Genomic DNA, 19,862 nt, shown 5'->3' on the forward strand with positions numbered 1-19,862 from the left:
TTGACCGTTTGAGTTTCTTCTGTTCGATCTATTGACGTCTTTTTCGCTTGGCGCCCAGGATGCCCGTACCCCAGTAAAAAGAAGCGGGAGGGCCCATGCGACATACCCGCAACGCCGTACCGGCGCTGCTCACGATCCTCGCCATGCTGCTCACGGCCTGCTCCGCCACCGGTGGCAGCGGGACGGCCCAGGCCGGACAACCGGTCCACCTGACCTTCTGGTCGGCGCTGCGGGGCACCCAGCAGGTCGTCGACGAGTACAACCGCATCCAGAACAAGGTCAGGGTCGACTTCCAGCAGGTCCCCTCCGGGGCCCAGGGCGGCTACGCCAAGCTCAGCAACGCCGCCCGCGCGGGCAACGCCCCCGACGTCGCCACCATCGAATACCCCCAGCTGCCCGGCTTCGCCATCGACGGCGTGCCGCGCGACCTCACCAAGCTGCTGCCCGACTCGGTGCGCCGCAAGATCCTCCCGCAGGCGCTGGACCTCACCACCCTCGACGGGCACACCTACGCCGTGCCGGTGGACATCGAGCCGATGATGTTCTTCTACCGCAAGGACCTGTTCACGAAGTACGGCATCCCCGTCCCCAAGACCTGGGCGGAGTTCGAGAGTTCGGCCCGCAAGCTGAAGAAGGCGCAACCCCACTCCCGTATCGCCAGCTTCTTCACCAACGGCTCCCTGCACATGGCCGGGTTCGCCTGGCAGGCCGGTGCCCAGTGGTACCAGACCTCCGACGACACCTGGCGCATCTCCATGGCCGACGCCCCGACGCGCAAGGTCGCCGCGTACTGGCAGCACCTGGTGGACCAGGACCTGGTGCGCGTCGAGCCGGTGGACAGCCAGCAGTGGCGGGCGCACCTGCAGAGCGGCGAGACCGTCGGCTACACCGCGGGCGCCTGGGCGGCCGGCTCGCTGATGAACTCCACTCCCGGAGGCAAGGGCAAGTGGGCCATCGCGCCGCTCCCGCAGTGGGATCCGGCCAAGCCGTCGCTCGGCACCCAGGGCGGTTCGACCTTCGTCGTCACCAAGGACAGCGGGCACCCCAAGGAGGCGCTGGACTTCATCACCTGGATGGTCACCAGCCCGGACGCCCTGCGCGCCAAGCTCTCCAGCGGCATCAGCAGCGCCTACCCGGCCGTCCCCTCCCTCGTCCCCGTCGCCCGCAAGGAGATGGACACCGGCTACTACTCCGGCCAGGACATCTTCGGCCTCTTCCAGCAGCAGGCGAAGCTGATCTCTCCCCGCTGGAAGTGGGGGCCGCGCATGACCTCCACCATCACGTCCGTCGAGGACGGCTTCGCCAAGGCCGGTGCCGGCAGCGGCACCATCATCGGCGGGCTCCGCGAAGGAGAACGCCGGACGCTGCCCGACCTCAAGAGCCTCGGCCTGTCGGTCACTACCAACTGAGGTGCACCCGTGAGCACATTGATCTCTCCAGGGAAAACGCGAAAGCGGACGGGGACGACACCACGGACCGCGAGCGGGGCTCGCCCCCGCAAGGCCGGACGCCGACAGCAGGCTTTCGCCTGCGTCACCCTCCTGGCTCCGTTCACGGCACTGCTCGTCGCCGTGTTCCTCGTCCCCGTCGGCTACGCCATCGGCCTCAGCCTCTTCTCCGAGGACCACGAGGGCCTCGGCTTCGGCGGCGGCACGACCGTCTTCACCGGACTGCGCAGCTACCTCGCGGTACTGACCGACCCGAGCTTCGTCTCCGGGTTCGGCGTCATCGCCCTCTACTGCGTCATCTTCGTGCCGGTCGTCGTGGTCGGCGCCCTCGCGCTCGCCCTGCTCCTCGACTCCGGACTGATCCGGCTGCGGCGCACCGCGCAGATGCTGCTGTACGTGCCGCACGCCGTGCCCGGCATCATCGCCGCCGTGATCTGGCTGTACCTGTACACCCCCGGCCTCAGCCCGGTCATCAAGCTCTTCGCCCAGGCCGACATCACCATCGACTTCCTCGGACTGCACAGCGTCCTGCCGTCGATCGTCAACATCGCTCTGTGGAGCGGCCTCGGCTACAACATGGTGATCTTCTACGCCGCTCTGCAGGCCCTGCCCCGCGAGGTGATCGAGGCGGCGCGGATCGACGGCGCCGGCGGCATCCGTACCGCCCTCATGGTGAAGGTGCCCATCATCAAGGGCTCGGTCGTGATGGTGTGCATGTTCGCCCTGATCGGTGCGCTGCAGCTATTCACCGAGCCCATGCTGATGAACCAGGCCACCCCGATGGTCAACTCCCGCTTCACCCCGAACATGTACATCTACGACGCCGCGTTCCGCCGTAACAACTACGGCCTGGCCTCCGCGGCTTCCGTCATCCTCCTCATCGTCACCTGCGCGCTGTCGTTCGCCGTGACGCGCTGGGCCGGCCGCCGGGAACGGAGCAAGCGATGACCACGAACCAGCTGACCACCGCCAACAGGCCGATCGCCACGAGCAGTCCGAGGAACACGAGCAAGCTGACCAGCCGTGCCGTCGCCAACACCGTCATCGTCCTCGCGGCCCTCTACACCGTGCTGCCCGGCCTGTGGCTGCTGCTCGCCTCGACCAAGAACGCCGACGCGCTCTTCGGCAGCGACATCCTCTCCCTCGGGAACTTCTCCCTCTGGCACAACCTCACCGACCTGTTCACCATGGAGGACGGGGTCTACGGCCGCTGGTACCTCAACAGCCTGTTGTACGCGGTCCTCGGCGCCCTCATCGGCTCGCTGATCAGCGTCGCCGCCGGCTACGCCTTCGACAAGTACGAGTTCCCGCACAAGGAGAAGATGTTCGGGCTCGTCCTGACCGGCGTCATGGTCCCGCCGACCGTACTGGCCCTCCCGCTGTACCTGGTGGCCTCGGACATCGGCCTGGTCAACACCTTCTGGGCGGTCTTCATCCCCGTCCTGTTCAACCCCTTCGGCGTCTACCTCGCCCGTCTGCTCAGCAGCGGGTACGTGCCCAACGAGGTGCTGGAGGCCTCCCGGGTGGACGGCGCGGGCGAACTGCAGACGTATGTCCGGGTCAGCCTGCGCATGCTCGGCCCCGGCTTCGTCACCGTCTTCCTGTTCCAGCTCACAGCCATCTGGAACAACTTCTTCCTGCCGATGGCGATGCTCTCCAACCAGCACCTGTATCCGCTCAGCCTGGGGCTCTACACCTGGAACAGCTCGGCGACCGTCTCGCCCGAGTACTACCCGCTCGTCGTCATCGGCTCGCTGCTCGCCATCGTCCCGCTGATCGTCGCGTTCCTCACGCTGCAGCGCTACTGGAAGTCCGGCCTGACCGCAGGGAGCGTCAAGTGACCCACCCCGACCACCAGTTCCGTCGCCGCCCGCGCGCCGTGCTAGCCATGGCGCACAGGACCGCACGACAGGTCCTCGACCCGGACGTACGGGCCCGGCTGGCCGACCTCACCGACATCGACCCGCAGCTCGTCCTGGACGATTTCACCACCCCCGTCGCACACCGCGCGCTCGCCGACGCCGAACTGCTCATCACCGGCTGGGGCTGCCCGCCCGTCGACCAGGCGGTGCTGGACGCCGCGCCCCGGCTGCGCGCGGTCGTCCACACCGCCGGCACCGTACGCAACCACATCACCCCCGCCTGCTGGGAACGCGACCTCGCGGTGTCCTCCGCCGCCGCGGCCAACGCCGTGCCGGTCGCCGAATACACCCTCGCCATGATCCTGCTCGCGGGCAAACGCGTCCTCGACACCGCCCGCGTCTACCGCACCGAACGCCGCCGCATCGACTGGAACGAACGCTACCCGGACGCCGGCAACTACCGCCGCACCGTGGGCATCCTGAGCGCCTCGATCATCGGACGCCGCGTCATCGACCTGCTGCGCCACCACGAACTGAACGTGCTGCTGCACGACCCCTACGTCTCGGACACCGAGGCGCGCGCGCTCGGAGCGGAGCCGGCCGGCCTGTCGGAGCTGTTCGCCGAGAGCGACGTCGTCAGCGTGCACACGCCGCTGCTGCCCGAGACCCGCGGCCTGGTCAGCCGCGAGCTGCTGGCCCGGCTGCGCACCGGCGGCACACTGATCAACACCGCGCGCGGCGCCGTCGTGGACCAGAAGGCCCTCACGGCCGAGGTGCTGTCCGGTCGCCTGAACGCGATCCTGGACGTCACCGAGCCGGAGGTACTGCCCGCCGACTCACCCCTGTTCGACTGCGCCAACGTCCTCATCACCCCGCACATCGCCGGCTCGAAGGGCGGAGAGCTACGACGCCTCGCCGACCTGGCGCTGGCCGAGGTCGAGTCGTATGTCCGCGGTCGGCCCTTCGCCCATCCCGTCCGGCCCGAAACCCTGGCCCGCCTCGCCTGACGCGCCGCAGCCGCTGACGAAGTCCGCCGCAACGAACAGGAGACGTGGCCCCGCCATGCCCGACCGTCCACTCGTCCTCCCCGCGGGGGACAGCACCCTCAGCCCCCACACCGGCTACACCCGCGCCCACTGGGAAGCCGCCGCCGACGGGCTGCTGACCGCCGCCCTCCGCTACACCACCCCCGGCCACGCCCTGATCGACCTGCCCGGCCCGCCGTCCAAGTCCGGGGTGCGCTCGGACGGCCTGGAAGGCTTCGCCCGTACGTTCCTGCTCGCCGCGTTCCGCACCGCCGGCGCGTCCGGCAAGGACCCGCACGGCTTCCTGGAGCGCTACACCGCCGGCCTCGCGCGCGGCACCCGCACCCCCGGCCGCGACGACGCCGAGTCCTGGCCGGAGATCGGACACCACGGCATCCAGGGCCAGCCCATGGTGGAATCCGCATCCGTGGCGCTGGCCCTGCGCCTGACCGCGCCCTGGACCTGGGACACCCTGCCCGCCGCCGACCAGGACCGCGTCGAGCAGTGGCTGCGTGGCGCGCTGCGGCACACGCCCGCCCCCAACAACTGGTACCTCTTCCCGCTGACCGTCGCGGGATTCCTCGAATCCGTGGGGCGGGGCGACGCCGAGACACAGCACGCGATCGAGCGCGGGCTCGGCCTGCTGGAGGGCTGGTACCAGGGACAGGGCTGGTACTCCGACGGCGACGGCCGCTCCTTCGACCACTACAACGGCTGGGCCCTGCACTTCTACCCGCTGCTGCACGCCCACCTCGCCGGAGACCGGACCCTGCTCGGCCGACTGGGCCCGCGGCTGCGGGAATTCCTCGACGGCTTCGCCCTGCTCTTCGACGCGAACGGCGCCCCGATCCACCACGGACGCTCCCTGACCTACCGGTTCGCCGCCGGCACCGCCGTGGCCCTCGGCGCCCTCACCGGCGAAACCCCGCTCGCCCCCGGCGCCACCCGCCGCATCCTCAGCGGGGCACTGCGGCACTTCCTCGACCGCGGCGTGCTGAGCGCGGACGGCATCCTCGGCCTCGGCTGGTATGGCCCGCACGCGGCGACCCTCCAGAACTACTCGGGACCCGGCTCCCCGTACTGGGCCTCCAAGGGCTTCCTCGCCCTGCTGCTCCCGTCCGAGCATCCGGTGTGGACGGCCACCGAGGAGAAGGCACCCGTCGAGGGGCCCGACCGCACGCTCGCCCTTCCCGGGCCCGGACTGCTCATCCAGACCACCGGAGCGGACGGCCTCACCCGCCTGCACAACCACGGCAGTTACAAGCTCGACTCCCGCGAGCCGGAGCGCGCTCCCGGCAACCCGCTCTACGCCCGTCTCGCCTACTCCACCCGCACCGGCCCCACCAGTGCCGCCAACATCCCCGACAACCACATCGCGCTCCAGGCGCGCGGTACCCGCAGCGCCCGCGTGCGCATCAACCCCCTTGCCGCAGGCCCCGACTGGCTCGCCTCCTGGCACCGGCCGGTCTTCCCCGAGGGCGGCCCCGTCCTGCCCTCGACGCGGATCGAGAGCCTCACACTGACCCGAGGCAGGCTGGAAGTGCGCGTCCACCGCACGGTCGGCGTCCCGCCGGGAACGCCGATCCACCACACTGGCTGGGCCGTCGCCCTGTCACCCGAGCCAGCAGCCGAAGCAGAACAGACACCGGAGACACGGCTTAACGGGTCAGAGGTGACAAGTCAGTTGCTCGGCCTGCACGGCTGGCCTGCGCAGCGCACGGTCCGCGCCCCTCAGGGCACCGCTTACGGCCCTTGGGCCCTGGTCCCCGAACTCACCGGCACCGTCGGCGAGTCGGACTCCGACACGGTGTTCGTCGCGCTCGCCTCCCTCACGGGTGAACCCGACCCGGCCCCCCTCGCCGGACAGGCCACCGCCGAGGCGAACGGCCTCGCCGTCACGATCAGCTGGGCCGACGGAGCCCGTACGGTCATCGACTTCGGCACCCAGGACAGTCCCTCGGTCACCGAGGTGCCGTCATGACACTCCGCCTGGGGCTGTGCTCCGTCACCCTGCGCCACCTCGACGTGGCCGGCGTCCTCAAGGCCGCGGCCGACGCGGGGCTGGAGTGCGTCGAGTGGGGCGGCGACGTCCACGTGCCCGCCGGAGACGAGGCCGTCGCCGCCGATGTCCGCGCCGCTACCGAGAAGGCGGGCCTCGCGGTCGCCTCGTACGGCTCCTACTACCGGGCCGGACACACCGACCCGGCTGCCTTCGGCGGCGTCCTCCGCTCGGCCGTGCGGCTCGGTGCGCCCCGCATCCGGATCTGGGCGGGCGCCACGGGCACCGAGGAGACGGCGCCCGAGGGGAGGGCGGCGGTCGTCGCGGACACCCGTCGCGCGGCGGCGCTCGCGGCCGACGCGGGCATCCAGCTCGCGTACGAATTCCACCGCAACACCCTCACCGACGGCGCCGACCGGACCCTCCGGCTGCTCGACGAGATCGGCCGCCCCGATGTCCGCACCTACTGGCAACCGCCGCTCGACGTACACGACGTGGACGCGCTGGCCGGCCTCGACAGCCTGATCGACCGTGTCGCTGCGGCGCACGCCTTCTCCTGGTGGCCCGCAACCACCCAGCACCCGCTCTCCTTTCGCGCCGCACTGTGGCGGGCGGCCCTCGACCGCCTGCGCGGACCGGGCCAACCCCTGGACGTCCTCCTGGAGTTCGTCCCCGACGACGACGAGAGGGTGCTCGCCCGAGAGGCCCGTACTCTTCGGTCACTCTCAGCCCGATAGATCGGACCTCTCGCATCCCATTGACGCACCACACCGAGCGATCGCAGATTGCGAAAACTATCGCAATCCAATCCTCCAGCGTAGAGGTGACAGGTGGTTCTCGATGAAGAGACGACGTCCGGGCCGGAGTCGGCGCACCGCCTCACCGGTCACCGTCACCGCCGCGCTGTTACTGGCCGGCGCCGCCGTCTTCTTCGGACTGCCCCTGCCCTGGCTGCTGTTGGCACCCGCCCGCACTGCCGACGACCCGACCACCGGCACCCCGCTCGGCTTCGGCGCGCTCGGCAACGTCGACGAGGTCTGGTCGCACCTGACGTCGTACAAAGACGCCGAGATCACCCTGTGGCCCGGCAACTCCGTCATCCACGACGACACCGCCACCGAAGTGGTGTCCCTCGCTCGCCCGCTGTGGGGCCCGGCGCCGCTGGCCACGGGCCGGGGCGACGTCCCGTACGCGGAGCTCTGGTTGCGTGGACCGGCCTCCGGCAGCGACCCCGACCACCCCGAGTACTGGGGCGAGCCCGGTGACCGCGACCAGCGGATCGTCGAGATGGCCGCGAGCGGCTTCGCCCTCGCGTTCGCACCCAAGCAGTTCAACCCCCGACGACCGGGGACCTGGACTTGAGACCGATCAGTGGAGACGGGACATGAGACTGAGACATCTGTCGGTACTGGCCGCTGTGACAGCGCTGTTGGCCTTCCCGGCGCAGGCGCAGGCACAACCACAGGCAGCGGACCAGGGCCGCACCTACCATGTCGCCCCTTGGGGGAGCGACCAGGCGTACGGCTCCTCCTCGAAGCCTCTGCGCACCATCGGAGACTGCCTCTCCCGCGTTCGGCCGGGCGACACCTGCCTCATTCACCGCGGTACCTACCGCGAACAGGTGACCCCGCCCTCCGGCACGAAGGGGGCCCCGATCACCCTCGCCGCGTATGGTGACGGCCCGGTGACCGTCGACGGGACCGAGCCGGTGACCGGCTGGAAGGACGCCGGCGGCGGACTGGTCGCCGCCGACACGAACCTGCCGCCCGACCCCGACTTCAACGCGGTGTTCCTGGACAACGACCGGGCGGCCGAAGGGCGTTGGCCCAACTCCGGCTCCGATCCGCTCAACGCCGCCTGGGCCGAGGCCGACCGCACCTCCACCGACCAGCACATCGACGACACCGACCTGCCGGACGCCGACTGGGCCGGCGCGACCGTGCACCTGTGGGCCGGCTCCAACCCCTGGGCCCAGCAGACCGGCACGGTCACCGCCGGCTCGCCCGGCAAGCTGGACTTCAAGGGCGGCAACTACCGCTGTCCGCCCCTGTGCATGGGCAACCAGAACTACCGCAACTACTACCTCGTGGGCTCCAAGGCCGCCCTCGACCAGCCGGGGGAGTGGTACTACGACAAGTCCGCCCACCGGCTCTACCTCGTCCCGCCCAAGGGCGGCATGGCCGGACACACGGCGACCGCCAAACACCGCCTGTGGGGAGTGGATCTGTCCAAGGCCTCGTACGTCACCGTCCGTGGCCTGGACCTGTGGGGCACGTCCCTGCGAACGGGCGCGACGAGTACGGGAGTTGTGGTCGACGCACTGCACGCCACGTACATCTCCGAGTTCTCGACACTCCCCATGCCGCCGGACAGCGACCTCGCGATCCCGCCCTCCGAGGGGCACATCGTCGCCTCCCGTATCCTCGACTCCGGCGTGCAGATCCTCGGCACGGGCAACACCCTGAAGAACAGCGAGATCTCGCAGTCCGCGGGCGACGGCGTCCTGGTGCGCGGCACCGGCAACACGGTCACCGACAACTACATCCACGACGTCGGCTGGATGGGCAGCTACACGCCAGGCATCGAGATCAACGGCAACGACCACACGGTCACGCACAACACGATCCGCCGCACGGGACGCGCCTCCATCGACACGGCCTGGCAGCTCAACGGCACCGAGTTCCACGGCAACCGCATCGCCTACAACGACCTGTCCGAGGCGATGCGCACCTCCCGCGACGGCTCACCCTTCTACGTCTGCTGCAGCCTGGACGGCACCGGTACCTCCGTCGACCACAACACCTCGCACGACGCCGACGGTCAGGTCGGCTTCTACGTCGACAACTACTCGGGCCACTTCCTCCTGCACCACAACGTCGCCTGGAACACTGGCACCCGAGGCACCTTCTTCAACGGCCACACCGGCCCGAGCATCGCCAACCAGGACCACAACTCCAGCTACGGCGTGGGCATCAACGGCAACTCCACGCTGCTGAGCGGTGCGACCGATGCCTCCGGCTCGTACCTCAGCAACATCGTCGGACCGGTGCCGGTCAGCGCGACCAGCATCGGCGACCCGCTGCCGGTCGTCCGCTCCAACCTCATCACCGACAAGGCCGGCTACACGGACCCCGTCAACGGTGAACTGTGGCTCACCGACGGCTCACCCGCCATCGACGCCGGCGAGACGATCAACGGCATCACCACCGAAGTTCGCGGCACCGCTCCCGACATCGGCGCCTACGAACACGGCGAGCCGATCTGGTCGACGGGCTGTGACCTCCCCGGCTGCCAACAGCGCGTCCGGCACGGAGCCTGGACCGCGACCGCGACCGCGACCGCGAGCGACGGCTCCGACGCCTCCGCCGCCATCGACGGAGACATCAACACCCGCTGGACGGCCGCCGCAGCACAGGCCCTGGGCCAGTCCCTGACCGTCGACCTGGGCGAGCCGAAGACCTTCGACCGGCTCTCGCTCGACGCGGGCCGTGACACAAGCGGACAGCCGAACGGCTTCTCGGTGTCGGTCAGCCGCGACGGCACGCACTGGAGCAGCAGCCTCGCCCGGGTCTTTGGCCGGTCCTTCACCCAGGACGCGGTCTTCCCGACCCGGACGGCCCGGTTCGTCCGCATCACCCTCACCGCGAGCGGCCCCGTCCCCTGGGTGGTCAACGACCTGCGCCTGTACGGCGACGGGCCCGACGCCTCCGCCACACTTCAGACCGAGCAGGCGACGTCCGTGCACGGGACCGCACGCACTACGGCCACCACCGGGGTGCTGGGCTCCGGCGACTGGATCGCCTTCCGCCGCGCCGGCGTGAACGGCGACCACCTCACCGTACGGCTCGCCTCCACCTGTTCCACCGGGTGCTCGCTCCAACTCCGGCTCGACACCCCGCACGGCCCGGTGGCCGCGACCCTCCCCGTGCACGCGACCGGCTCCACCACCTGGCAGGAGCAGTCGATCACCCTGCCCCACCGCCTGACCGGCGTTCACACCCTCTACCTCGTCGCGAAGGGAGGCCCTCGCGTCGCATCCCTGGACTGGCTGACGATCCGGCCATGATGCTCTCCACTCCGCGCCGGACGCCGGGAAGGCAGAAGAAGCGCGCCTGCGGGCAGCAGCCCGACGGCCCGTCCAACAGGCAGTCGTCGTCCCAGCCGCGCAGCCAGCGGTCGAAGAAGGCCGCGAGGTAGGCGCGTTCGGCGGCCATCGCGTGCCGCGGCATGATCGTGCCGATGTTCTCGACGACGGTCTTCCGCGGGAGTCCCAGCTGACGGGCGATCTGCGGGGCACGCGCTTCGGCGTCGGTGTACGTCGCGTGTTCCGCACCCCGCAGGCTCAGGCCCCGGTGCCGGCCGCGGCTGTGCCGCCACAGGGCGTCCCAGGACGGCACCGCAGTCAGGTCGTTGCCGTCCTTGCCGATCAGCAGGAAGGGGCGGTCGATGCCGTCGGCGGCAACGGTGGAGAGGTTGCCGGGGCTCGGCTGCTTCATCGGGCGGTTCGACCGTGTCCCCGGCTGGGATGTCGGCGGGGTCGTCGGGTACGGGCGCGCGGGATGGCGGGGGTCCCGGGCGGGCGATCGCGGTGGGGGCCGGTCCGCAGAGTACGTACACCGTGCAGAAGCAGCCCCAGGCGGGCAGTTGCCACTTCCGCCAGGAGAAGGGGGAGCCGCTGGAGGATCGGGCGTGTACGCCGGGCGCGGTCTCTCCGGCGGTCACGCAGGAGAATCTGAAGTCGACGATTTGCCGCAAGGGCGGCTACACCTCCGGTATCCGGCCGTCCACGTCCGTCACCGGCAAGGAGAAGGCGCTGAACGCGGCCTCGTACGGCTACAAGGGCCGCATGGGCGATGCTGAGTATGACCACCCGATCAGCCTGCAGCTGGGCGGCGATCCGAACGATCCCCGGAATCTGTGGGTCGAGCCGCCGGACCCGGGACACAAGGCGGGCGGCGGGGTCAACGACGCGAAGGACCCGGTGGAGACGAAGCTGCACACCGCGGTCTGCGCCGGCAAGGTCACTCTTACGGCCGCGCAGAAGGCCATTGTCACCGACTGGAGCACGGCCCTCAGCAGCGTCGGACTCGGGTGAAGAACGGCGCGCGTGCAACTGTCCTGCAGTCCGATCCGGCGGGCGCTGATCGTGCTGTACAACTGCGAGCATCTGACCGACACGTGCGCCCGGCCGGCGAAGGCGCTCCTGCGCGCCGCTCCCGACCTGCACATCCTGGCGACCAGCCGACACCTGCTGGGGATCACGGGGGAGCAGCTCTGTCGGCCGCGGCAGCTCCTGCCTCCGTCGGCGGTGTGCCTGCGGTCAAGCGGATCAGCAAGCGCCAATGGTATTTTGAACGTGAGTTCGAATGTAGTCATGCTGGCAAGTCAGCAGTCTGGGCTGGCCAGGTGCCCCGTCTCCTGGGCCGTTGCGAGGAGGAGAGTGCTCATGGTTCCGACGTTGAGGATCGAGGCGTTCGTGCCCGCGAGCGTGCCGATCACCACCCCGGTCACCAAGTTCGGGGGCCAGCCGGTGTGGCTTTCCGAGCCGCAGTGGCCGGTCAACGACGCATGGGACGAGCCGATGCGTTTCATCTGCCAGATCGAGCTCGGGTCGGTGCTCGGCGACGCGGGGCGAGGCAAACTCGCGTACGTCTTTGTGACTCACGCGGAGCACGGCGACGAGATGTTCTTCGACCCCGACATCATCTTTCCCGACGAGGGCGCGAACGCGGTCATCGTGCAGCCGGGTGGTGTCTACGGCGGTTCAACGCTCCCGATGGCTACCGGGCCCAGTCTGTACCACACCGAGGATGGGTCCGACGCGGAGTACACCGCCCGGCTCCAGCTGGACGAGGACCCCGACTTCCGTCCTCAGCGCGACCACGGGAGGCAGCCGCCCGACGATCACGATCTCTACTGGGAGCAGATCAGCGGCGACAAGATCGGCGGAACGCCCGCGTTCTTTCAAGGCGATGACTGGCCCGACGGCGGCCCCTGGCATCTGACGTTGCAGCTGAACCCGAACTTCCAGCCGTTCTACCTCAATCTCGGCGCTGCGCCGACAGCGTTCGCGTTCGTCTCGCCGGACGCCAAGCAGGGACGGTTGCTCGTACAAGACTCCTGACCGAGGTCAGGCAGTCATGGGCCGTGTGGGCGGACCTGGGTGTGTCCGCCACTGGCTGACGGGCTCCACGCCCCGAAGGGTGTGGTGAGTAGTTACCGCGGTCGTCCGGGCCGTCGTCGCAGGCCCTCGCTGAGGTCGGGGAGCAAGCCCAGCGCGGATGGCATGTGCGGGCGTGCGAGCATAAAGCTGACCTGACCGTTCAGCAGTGGCCCGGTTGCCGTGCCGTCGTCGTGGAGGGTCAGGCGTGCGAGTTCCGACGAGCCGAGCCAGCCACCGATGGTCGTAAGGATCAGGCCACCAGGTCGGGTCTGCCCGCCGTGGCAGTCGCCGCCGAACTACGCCGGGCCGGCGTAGAAGAACTGGTGTTCTTCGGCCGGGCGAACAGCATCGAGCACAAACTGGCGGACAAGGCCGGTATCCGTCTCGCGCCGGTTCCCTCGGCGGGGCTTCAACGCTTCCGGTCGTGGGGCAGGACATCATGATGCCCTTCACTGTAGTGCGCGGGGTCTACGCGGCTTGGCGCGCGATGCGCCGCGCGAAGCCCGACGTGATCTTCTCCAAAGGCTCCTACGTCTCGGTGCCCGTGGGGATCGCCGCCTGGATGAACCGCGTCCCGCTCGCCATCCACGCGTCCGATCACAGCCTCGGGCTGGCCAACCGGATCCTGGCCCGGTTCGCCGCCGCGCTCTTCCTGGCCGAACCCGGACAGGAACTACCCCGGCGCCTGCGGCGCACAGCGGTGGTCACCGGCCTGCCCATGCGCGACGACCTAGACGACGGCCAGCCGGAACAGCTGCGCGCACACCTGGGTGTCCCACACGGCCGGCCGGTCCTGCTCATCTTCTGCGGCAGCAGCGGGTCGCAGCGCATCAACGACGCCGTCCGTCGCCAACTGCCCGCACTCACCGGCAGGTTCGCCGTCATCCACATCTGCGGGCTCGGAAACCTCGACCCGGACCTGGCCTCCGCACCGCGTTACTGGCAGCTGGAGTACCTGCACGAGGAGATGGTGGACGCTCTGTGGCTGGCTGACCTGGTGATCGGCAGGGCGGGGGCCACCACCCTGGCCGAGCTGGAAGCCCTGGACAAGCCCGCGGTCCGCTGGCGCGACCACGGCTTGGCCACCGAGTTCCACGACCGGCTACGAGGGAAGGTCCGCCGGCAGGCAGGCTGGACCCGGAGCCGAGCGCAGGCGTGACCGACTCGCAGTCGGTCAAGGCGGACGCCGTCGTCGGTGCGGACAGCCGCGGCTTCGACGGCGGAAAACTGACCAACGGACGCAAGCGCCACGCCGTCGTGGACACCCTCGGCCTGCTGCTCGCGGTGCAGGTCACTGCTGCGGACACCGGCGACCGCGCGGCCGCGCAGACCCTGCTCGCCCGGGTCGTGGACGCGCACCACCGGCTGGAGCTGGTCTCGGCCGACGGCGGCTACACCGGCAGCCTCATCGAGTACTGCCTCACCGCTCTCACCCTGGTCATCGCGGTCGTCAAACGCAGCGACGACATGCGCGGCTTGGTGGTCCTGCCCAAGCGAGGGATCGTCGAGCGGTTCTTCAGCCACCTGATGCGCACCCGCCGACTGGTGCGCGACTTCGAGCGCCGCACCAGCAGCGCCGAGGCGATGATCTACTGGTCGATGACCCTGCTCATGACCCGCCGCCTTGCCCAGCCACGCCCCTCGCGAGTGTGAACCGGTCCGGCGCTGGGGCTTCCGGCCCAAGCCAGGTTGGCGCCTGAGATCATTCGCACATGAGCTACGACCTGGCCGTGTGGGATGGAGAGCTGCCGCGCGGCGACGAAGCCGGCGCTGTCTTCGACGAGCTTTACGAGCGCTACCTCGAATCTGATGACGTGATCGCCGAGTTGTCGCCCCGCATCGAGGCCTATGTCGAGGCACTCATCGAGCGGTATCCAGACGATGCCGCCGGCAGCCCCTGGGCGTCACCGCCCGTCCTTGGCGAGGCCTCGGGCCCGATCGTCTATCTGCTCATGTCCTACAGCAGGGCGGAGGAAGTCTCCGAGTATGCGGCTGCCCTGGCACGCGAGCACGGGCTCGTCTGCTTCGACCCCCAGGGAGAAACCCTGCGGGTCTGACGGTCGCCGTTCACAATCCGGCGCCTTGTCCGGCCACCCCCGCCGACAGCGTGAACCGACCCGGCACCGGTTCGACCAGCCACCCTCGGGCCACCATCCGCTTCGCCTTCGACCGCAACGCCTCCACCTTCGCCGGTACCGTCTCCAGGCCGAAGCAGACGGCCATCTCCTGGCAGGAAAACGGACCTTGACCAAGTCGGTCCCGGTCGGCAAGGACCCGCAGGATGCGCCGGTAGTCCGCCGACAGCGCCGACCAGGCCAGCCCCGCACGCCACATCGGCACCACCGACTTCGACTTCGCCGATTCCGAAGCCCCAGCCGGCACTGGCTGTCCACCGCCATCCGGCAGGTCCACAGAGACATCAGGACCGACGACGTCGCCGTCGCCTGGGGCCAGTACCTCGCCGACACGTGAGCAAGCAATGACCCACTCGTTCCCATCCCGCTCGCCCACGGCCAGCTCGGACCTGACCAGTGGACATGCAGTCCTCAAGCCCGGAAAGACAACAGCTTCTAACAAACCACCGCTAGGGAAGGACCTACGGGAAGTCAATGAGTCAACGACAAGTGCGACGGAGGGGCCGGACGGCCCTGCTCAGCTCAGCGCGCGGTGCGCCTCGGCCACGGTCGCGCCGTCGACCAGCTCGCACGGGAGCAGGAGTTGCGTCTTGCGGCCGGGCTGCACATCGCCGCGCAGCATCGGGACCAGGATGCGCACCGCGCGGGCACCCATGTCATGCCGGGGAATCCGGAACGTGGTCCAGTCCGCCTCGGGACTCGTCCGCAGCGGCCAGGTCGATGTCTGCGTGGGATCGGTGTCCCCCAGCACTCCGATCGACAGATCGTCGGGCACCCGAAGTCCGGAGTGCTCGCACAGCGCACGCAGAGCGGCGGCCATCTCCGTGGTCTCCACCAGGGCCGCAGTCACCTGATCGGAACACAACCGGTCGAAGACCGACGACGGGTCCTCGTCGGTGAGGGCCAGTGGCGCCTTGCGATGGCGCCGGCAGGCACGCAGGTAACCGGCCCGCCGGTCCGCCGTCGACTCGCTCTCCTCGTGATAGCCCACGAGAGCCACCCGGCGATGGCCGAGCGACCACAGGCGCTCGTACAGCGCCGCGGTGGCCGCGGCATAGTCGCCACCGACATAGCTCACCGGCCCGGCGGACGACTCGCGCCGGCCGATGAACACGAACGGGAACCCCGGCCTCACCACCCTGCCCTCGGGCGCGGTCGTGTACGCCACCACCGGGACCGGCGGCGGGGAGGGACACCTGGAGGTCTACAACCTCACCATGCCGGGCATGCCCGGCCTCACCGGGACGCGTACCTACCGGTTCGCCGAAGGCAGCCACACCGTCGCCGCCGCCGACAGCGACGGCGGGACCACCGTCAGCCGGGTGGACCGGCTGACGTTCACCCGAACCCAGGTCCGGTACCTGCGCATGCGTGGCGTCCAGGGCGACCCCGCCTACGGCTACTCGATCTACGAGTTCGAGGCCCGGGACGGCGCCGACGGTACCGACCTCGCCCAGGGCGCCATCGCCACCGCGTCGTCTTCCGACAGCGGCATGGGCCCTTCGCTCGCCGTGGACGGCAGCATCACTACCCGGTGGGCGGTCTCCAGGGGCGGCCGCAAGCGGGCCGACAGCTGGCTGGAGGTGGACCTCGGCGCCGACCAAGCCGTGGACCGGGTCACCATCCGCTGGGAGGCCGCTGCCGGACGGAAGTACCTCGTACAGGGCTCCACCGACGGGCAGACGTGGGCCGACTTGGTCTCCTGGCCCACCCCGGACCTCTCCAGCGGGGGCGGCTGGCTCGATGTCGACGGCCGTGCCGGACTGGTGGTGCGCGGCTCGAAGCTGCCCTTGTCGGTATACGGCGACACCGTGGTGCTCGCTGACGGCCCGTCCGGTCCGCTGCTGGTGGAGGGCGTGCCCGGCGCGTCGACGAGCACTCTGCGCGGGATGGCCGGACGGCCGGTCCCGCGGCCGGACACCGACGGGGTGCAGGCGGCCCTCACCGAGGAGCACCTCAGCCTGTTCAACCTCACGGGTTCCGCGGTGTCCACCACTGTCGCGGTGCCATCTTTCGGCACCAGCCTCGTGCTGTTCGACGGCCGGCAGAGGGTCACCTCGGAGGGGGCAACGCTGGAGGTCAGCCTCGACGCCGCCTCGGCGGCGCTCCTTCCGCCGCGCCTCGCCCTGCACCCGCTGACCGGTGACCGGCTGCCCTCCGGCCTGGTCGCCGAGGTGGTGGACGGTGCCACCGTGCGGCTGTCCGGGGCGTCCTGCCGGGTATTGGTGACCGGCCAGGGCCGCAGCTCGATGGCGACCGTCCGCGACGCTGTCACCGTCCGACTGCCCGGAGCCACCGCGTTCCCCGTGGGAGACCTGGCCCTGGGCCGGACCGTGTTCCCGACCAACCCGCTGCCTGCGGGAATGTCCGACCCGCGGGCGGCCGTCGACGGCGACCCGCGTACTGCATGGACACCCGGCCCGAACGGCAGGATGGTGGTGGACCTGGGCGCCTCGGTGGCCTTCACAGACGTCGGCGCGGAGTGGACCGGTGGCCGCGTCCCCACCGGCCGGGTGGAGGTCAGCGACGATGGCCTGACCTACCGGAGCGCCGGCACCATGGCCGGATCCGGCCCTCTCCGGGAACTCACCACCAAGGCCACCGCCCGTTACGTCGCCCTGGCGACCGACGCGTCCGGTGCCGGTACCGCGCGCCTGGTGGCCCTCTCGGTGCGCTGACTGGCGGCGGGGGTGCCTGTTGAGTAGGCACGGAGCGCGGTGCCGGTGTTGCCACCGGTCCGTTTCTCCGTGCCGCTCGCCGAACCCGGCGTACCCGTCCATTGCGGGCTCACTGTCGGTCGGGCTTCCATTGACGAGCCGGAGATCGCCTACGAGCTGTTCCAGCGCGTGCACGGACAGGGCTGTGCCACCGACGCAGCGTCCGCGGTACTGGACGCGGCGATCGCGACTGGGCGGAAACGGCTCTGGTCGACGGTGCGTCCCTGGAACGCGCCATCGTTTCGCGTCCTCGAAAAGCTTGGGTTCCCGCGCGACCACGTCTCGACCGAAGACAGGGGCGAACTGGTGTGGCCCTCCCGTTCCCTACCGTAAGAGACGCGCCGGGGGTCAGTTCGAAGTGGCTCCGCCACATCGGAGGCACCACCGCCGAGCCGGTTCTCCTCGGTTCCGGCCCCCACAGGTCGTCGGCCCCCTGTCACACTTCGGGTGCGGCGGGCAGGATGATCGCCATGACCCGCGCCGCCTTGGACGATGCCACCTCATTCCACGACCTGTTCGCCACACACCCCCGCCTGACCGACCTGGTCCTGGCGCCCGACGGCACGCGCTTGATCGCGTCCGTGCAGATCATCAACGACCAGGGAACTGGGCACGTTTCGAGGTTGTGTGAGGTGGACCCCTCGGGCGAGCGCGAGAGCCGCCCCGTGGCCCGGTCCGTGCAGGGTGACTTCGCTCCCGCTTTCGCTGCCGACGGCACGCTGCTGTTCCTCTCCGGCCGTGAGAACACAGATTCCGCCGCTGAAAAGAGCGAGAGCCCGGGCGTGGGACTGTGGGCACTGCCGGAGGGCGGCGAGGCCAGGCAGATCGCCCACCACCCGGGAGACATATCCGCCTTCGTCGCCGCCAAGGACGCCTGCACGGTCACCTACACAGCTGATCTGCTGCCTGGCGCGATGAATACCGAGGCATACGCCGAACTTCGCCGGGAACGCGAGAGCACCATGGTCAACGCGGTTCTGTACGAGGCGACCACAACCTGCGCCTTCGGCGCAGGCCACGGCCCTGACGAACCCCACACCTTCGTCCTGCACGCCGACGGGGCTCCGGTGAACGCCGGCAGCCAGGGTCTGGCCGGCATCGGAGACATGGCGCTCTCGCCGGACGGATCGCTGGTTGCCTACACGCGGGCCCCGACGGGCCGCGTTCCCGACACGAATGTCGTGGTGGTCGCCGACGCGGCCACGGGCGCCGAGCGCCACACATTCTCCCGCCCTGGTCAGCAGTACTACCGCCTGGCATTCACGGCCGACGGCTCGGCGTTGGTCTGCCAGCGCCAGCAAGAGGAGACCTATGACACGGAGTGGCGAGTCACGCTGGTCGCGCTCGACCTGGCTTCGGGTGAAGAGACCGACCTCCTGCCGGAGTTCGACAACTGGCCGTGGCCGGGACGGGCCGTCCTCTCGCCGATCCGTGGGGACGCCGCGCTGTGGTTCACCGGTGACGAGCGGGGCCACCGCCCGATCTTCCGCCGCGACGCGGACGGCACGATCACCCGCCTGACCGCATCCGGCGCCCACGCCTCGCTCTGCGTGTCGCCCGATGGGACCACCCTCTACGCACTGCGCAGCACGATCGACAGCCCGCCTCGAGCGGTCCGACTGGATGCCGTCGCAGCCGATCAACAACCCGCCTTCCTCAGGGCCCCCGGTGACCTCGACTCGCTTCCCGGCACGCTGGCCGAAGTGCACGTCGGGGCGGACGACGGTTTCCCGTTGCGCGCCTGGCTCGCGCTGCCCGAGGGTGCCTCGGCCGAGCGTCCAGCGCCGCTGATCATCGTCCCGCACGGTGGACCACAGATGTCCTACAGCGCCTGGACGTGGTTGTGGAACCCATGGCCGTTCGTGGCGCGCGGCTACGCGGTACTGCTACCCGATCCTGCGCTGTCCACTGGCTACGGGCAACGCATGCAGGAGCGCGGCCGGGGCCAGTACGGCGGTCAGCCCTACCGTGATCTCATCGCGATGACGGACGCGGCACTGGCACGCGACGACCTTGACGCGACCCGGACCGGCCTCGCCGGCTGGTCCTACGGCGGCTACCTGGCCAACCGGGCCGCGACCCTCACCGACCGCTTCAAGGCGATCGTCACCCACGCCGGGATGTGGAACCTGGAAGCGTTCCAGATCGACACGGACATGCACGCATACTTCCGGAAGATCTTCGGCGACCCACAGACGCAGCGCGAACGGTACGAAGCCGACTCGCCCCACTTCCACGCGGCGAAGGTGACGACGCCGATACTGATCGTGCACGGCGGCAAGGACCAGCGAGTCCCGATGGGCCAGGCACTGAGCCTGCACAGCGATCTGCAGCGGCTCGGGACGCCCGTCACCTTCCTGTACTTCCCGGACGAGGGCCACGCCATCGGGGCGCCGAACCACATTCGCCTCATGTACGAGACGGTGCTGAACTTCCTCGATCACCATGTCCTCGGACAGGAGTGGCGGCGCCCCGGCATGCTTTAACTGATCATCTTCAGGCCCGAGAGGTTG

General features: G+C 69.8%; 18 protein-coding genes and 1 pseudogene. 16 read left to right on the plus strand and 3 right to left on the minus strand.

Annotation, left to right across the window (positions count from 1 at the left end; translation table 11 throughout):
* Nucleotides 1–95 precede the first annotated feature (95 nt).
* The 8 genes from ACIRA5_RS35765 (at nt 96) to ACIRA5_RS35800 (ending at nt 10,400) form a co-directional block, all read left to right on the plus strand.
* Nucleotides 96–1,409 (plus strand): ABC transporter substrate-binding protein, encoded by a 1,314-nt coding sequence (locus ACIRA5_RS35765; RefSeq protein ID WP_403698093.1) that lies wholly within the window; start codon nt 96–98, stop codon nt 1,407–1,409.
* Nucleotides 1,410–1,427: 18 nt separating this feature from the next.
* The gene (locus ACIRA5_RS35770; protein ID WP_403698159.1) at nt 1,428–2,396 is read left to right on the plus strand and encodes a carbohydrate ABC transporter permease; all 969 of its coding nucleotides are present in this window, start codon (nt 1,428–1,430) and stop codon (nt 2,394–2,396) included.
* A complete protein-coding gene (locus ACIRA5_RS35775) occupies nt 2,393–3,289 on the plus strand; it encodes a carbohydrate ABC transporter permease (protein WP_403698095.1) in 897 nt (298 codons plus the stop codon). The genes ACIRA5_RS35770 and ACIRA5_RS35775 overlap by 4 nt, the downstream gene beginning before the upstream one ends.
* Before the next feature lie 47 nt (nt 3,290–3,336).
* Nucleotides 3,337–4,317, plus strand: coding sequence for a hydroxyacid dehydrogenase (locus ACIRA5_RS35780; protein ID WP_403698161.1), 981 nt, complete (start codon nt 3,337–3,339; stop codon nt 4,315–4,317).
* Between the two features lie 55 nt (nt 4,318–4,372).
* Nucleotides 4,373–6,316 (plus strand): DUF2264 domain-containing protein, encoded by a 1,944-nt coding sequence (locus tag ACIRA5_RS35785; protein ID WP_403698097.1) that lies wholly within the window; start codon nt 4,373–4,375, stop codon nt 6,314–6,316.
* Nucleotides 6,313–7,071, plus strand: coding sequence for a sugar phosphate isomerase/epimerase family protein (locus ACIRA5_RS35790; RefSeq protein ID WP_403698098.1), 759 nt, complete (start codon nt 6,313–6,315; stop codon nt 7,069–7,071). Before ACIRA5_RS35785 ends, ACIRA5_RS35790 begins: the two co-directional genes overlap by 4 nt.
* 103 nt (nt 7,072–7,174) lie before the next feature.
* Nucleotides 7,175–7,696, plus strand: coding sequence for a DUF2264 domain-containing protein (locus ACIRA5_RS35795; RefSeq protein ID WP_403698100.1), 522 nt, complete (start codon nt 7,175–7,177; stop codon nt 7,694–7,696).
* Between the two features lie 22 nt (nt 7,697–7,718).
* Nucleotides 7,719–10,400 (plus strand): discoidin domain-containing protein, encoded by a 2,682-nt coding sequence (locus ACIRA5_RS35800; protein WP_403698101.1) that lies wholly within the window; start codon nt 7,719–7,721, stop codon nt 10,398–10,400.
* Here ACIRA5_RS35800 and ACIRA5_RS35805 read toward each other — a convergent pair.
* Nucleotides 10,300–10,830: a hypothetical protein gene (locus ACIRA5_RS35805; RefSeq protein WP_403698103.1), complete on the minus strand. Its 531-nt coding sequence runs from the start codon at nt 10,828–10,830 to the stop codon at nt 10,300–10,302. The two genes, ACIRA5_RS35800 and ACIRA5_RS35805, sit on opposite strands and share 101 nt — an antisense overlap.
* A gap of 122 nt (nt 10,831–10,952) precedes the next feature.
* Between ACIRA5_RS35805 and ACIRA5_RS35810 the strand changes: the two genes are divergently transcribed.
* The 5 genes from ACIRA5_RS35810 (at nt 10,953) to ACIRA5_RS35830 (ending at nt 14,554) form a co-directional block, all read left to right on the plus strand.
* Nucleotides 10,953–11,429: a hypothetical protein gene (locus ACIRA5_RS35810; RefSeq protein ID WP_403698104.1), complete on the plus strand. Its 477-nt coding sequence runs from the start codon at nt 10,953–10,955 to the stop codon at nt 11,427–11,429.
* 12 nt (nt 11,430–11,441) lie between these two features.
* A complete protein-coding gene (locus tag ACIRA5_RS35815; RefSeq protein ID WP_403698106.1) occupies nt 11,442–12,458 on the plus strand; it encodes a DUF1963 domain-containing protein in 1,017 nt (338 codons plus the stop codon).
* Nucleotides 12,459–12,921: 463 nt separating this feature from the next.
* Nucleotides 12,922–13,656 carry a UDP-N-acetylglucosamine--N-acetylmuramyl-(pentapeptide) pyrophosphoryl-undecaprenol N-acetylglucosamine transferase gene (locus ACIRA5_RS35820; protein ID WP_403698108.1) on the plus strand — a complete coding sequence of 245 codons (735 nt, stop codon included), beginning with the start codon at nt 12,922–12,924 and terminating at the stop codon, nt 13,654–13,656.
* The gene (locus tag ACIRA5_RS35825; protein ID WP_403698109.1) at nt 13,653–14,150 is read left to right on the plus strand and encodes a transposase; all 498 of its coding nucleotides are present in this window, start codon (nt 13,653–13,655) and stop codon (nt 14,148–14,150) included. Before ACIRA5_RS35820 ends, ACIRA5_RS35825 begins: the two co-directional genes overlap by 4 nt.
* Nucleotides 14,151–14,209: 59 nt before the next feature.
* On the plus strand, nt 14,210–14,554 hold the full coding sequence (locus ACIRA5_RS35830) for a hypothetical protein (protein WP_403698110.1): 345 nt from the start codon (nt 14,210–14,212) through the stop codon (nt 14,552–14,554).
* Nucleotides 14,555–14,564: 10 nt separating this feature from the next.
* Here ACIRA5_RS35830 and ACIRA5_RS35835 read toward each other — a convergent pair whose 3' ends face one another.
* Nucleotides 14,565–15,074 (minus strand): hypothetical protein, encoded by a 510-nt coding sequence (locus tag ACIRA5_RS35835; RefSeq protein WP_403698111.1) that lies wholly within the window; start codon nt 15,072–15,074, stop codon nt 14,565–14,567.
* A gap of 75 nt (nt 15,075–15,149) precedes the next feature.
* Complete coding sequence (locus ACIRA5_RS35840; RefSeq protein WP_403698113.1) at nt 15,150–15,746, minus strand: substrate-binding domain-containing protein; 597 nt, start codon at nt 15,744–15,746, stop codon at nt 15,150–15,152.
* Here ACIRA5_RS35840 and ACIRA5_RS35845 point away from each other — a divergent pair.
* The 3 genes and pseudogenes from ACIRA5_RS35845 (at nt 15,739) to ACIRA5_RS35855 (ending at nt 19,835) form a co-directional block, all read left to right on the plus strand.
* Nucleotides 15,739–17,310 (plus strand): discoidin domain-containing protein, encoded by a 1,572-nt coding sequence (locus ACIRA5_RS35845; RefSeq protein WP_403698115.1) that lies wholly within the window; start codon nt 15,739–15,741, stop codon nt 17,308–17,310. The two genes, ACIRA5_RS35840 and ACIRA5_RS35845, sit on opposite strands and share 8 nt — an antisense overlap.
* A 99-nt stretch (nt 17,311–17,409) precedes the next feature.
* Nucleotides 17,410–17,682, plus strand: a pseudogene (locus ACIRA5_RS35850) (GNAT family N-acetyltransferase); the annotation flags it as partial.
* 137 nt (nt 17,683–17,819) lie between these two features.
* Nucleotides 17,820–19,835, plus strand: a complete 2,016-nt coding sequence (locus ACIRA5_RS35855; protein WP_403698117.1) for an alpha/beta fold hydrolase — start codon at nt 17,820–17,822, stop codon at nt 19,833–19,835.
* The last annotated feature ends 27 nt before the right edge of the window (nt 19,836–19,862 follow it).

Origin of the sequence: Streptomyces sp. NPDC096311, assembly GCF_044763085.1 — a bacterium.
GTDB lineage: Bacteria > Actinomycetota > Actinomycetes > Streptomycetales > Streptomycetaceae > Streptomyces.

Bases quoted from the DNA above. Each gene is read 5' to 3' on its own strand.
- ACIRA5_RS35845 (WP_403698115.1), top strand. From the start codon at position 15,739: ATGAACACGAACGGGAACCCCGGCCTCACCACCCTGCCCTCGGGCGCG.
- ACIRA5_RS35780 (WP_403698161.1), top strand. From the start codon at position 3,337: ATGGCGCACAGGACCGCACGACAGGTCCTCGACCCGGACGTACGGGCC.
- ACIRA5_RS35765 (WP_403698093.1), top strand. From the start codon at position 96: ATGCGACATACCCGCAACGCCGTACCGGCGCTGCTCACGATCCTCGCC.
- ACIRA5_RS35800 (WP_403698101.1), top strand. From the start codon at position 7,719: ATGAGACTGAGACATCTGTCGGTACTGGCCGCTGTGACAGCGCTGTTG.
- ACIRA5_RS35855 (WP_403698117.1), top strand. From the start codon at position 17,820: ATGACCCGCGCCGCCTTGGACGATGCCACCTCATTCCACGACCTGTTC.
- ACIRA5_RS35775 (WP_403698095.1), top strand. From the start codon at position 2,393: ATGACCACGAACCAGCTGACCACCGCCAACAGGCCGATCGCCACGAGC.
- ACIRA5_RS35785 (WP_403698097.1), top strand. From the start codon at position 4,373: ATGCCCGACCGTCCACTCGTCCTCCCCGCGGGGGACAGCACCCTCAGC.
- ACIRA5_RS35795 (WP_403698100.1), top strand. From the start codon at position 7,175: ATGAAGAGACGACGTCCGGGCCGGAGTCGGCGCACCGCCTCACCGGTC.
- ACIRA5_RS35805 (WP_403698103.1), bottom strand. From the start codon at position 10,830: ATGAAGCAGCCGAGCCCCGGCAACCTCTCCACCGTTGCCGCCGACGGC.
- ACIRA5_RS35790 (WP_403698098.1), top strand. From the start codon at position 6,313: ATGACACTCCGCCTGGGGCTGTGCTCCGTCACCCTGCGCCACCTCGAC.
- ACIRA5_RS35830 (WP_403698110.1), top strand. From the start codon at position 14,210: ATGAGCTACGACCTGGCCGTGTGGGATGGAGAGCTGCCGCGCGGCGAC.